Source organism: Ideonella sp. P3_A4 (assembly GCF_056403075.1).
Map to the genome: position 1 here is coordinate 1 of NZ_JBFUGE010001323.1, position 647 is coordinate 647.

A 647-nucleotide genomic window follows, 5' to 3' on the forward strand; every position below is an offset into this window, starting at 1 on the left:
GTCATGATGTCGTCCCACTGGTCCAGCACGCTGGCGGAAGATGCGTCGACGATCATGTGCGCGCGGCTCGGCGTGCCGTCGGCTTGCGTGCCCGACACGACGACGTCCCAGGCCAGGCGAGGGTGGTCGCCCATGGCATGAACCACCAACTGCAGCGTGTCGACTTGGCCTTCAGCGTGCGGATAGGCCTTCAAGGCATGCACCGTGGCATCGCGCGACGCCAGCGTGGGCGCAACGTCGATCGCCAACGCCTCATTCATCGTGCTCGAGAATTCCTTCAAGCCGCCCGAGGCAAAGCTGTGCACCACCACGTCACCGCCCAGCACAGGCAGGTTCTTGTAGAAACGATCGAAGCGGACATGCTCCATGCCGTCCGCGTCGACGATCAAGTCCCGGGCCACATAGCGATCAGTTGATGAGCCTTCGGCCGTCACGCCATTTTGAATTCCCAGATTCTTCAGTGCCCGCGCCACGGCCGGGTGATCGGGGGATGGTTTACCCGCCGCGGCCGGTGGGGCGACAACGACAGTCAAAACTGCGACGGCGGCCGCAGAAATCAATGACATCTTGAACATGTTCCGTCTCCTAAAGTAGGTTTATTGCGGCGCAGAGGCCGGTGCCGATGGGCACGCGAGCAACTGTGGGTG

General features: G+C 62.4%; 1 pseudogene. It reads right to left on the reverse strand.

The features are described 5' to 3' along the window. Positions 1-575, reverse strand: a pseudogene (locus tag AC1DYI_RS37805) (M4 family metallopeptidase); the annotation flags it as partial. Positions 576-647: the final 72 nt, after the last annotated feature.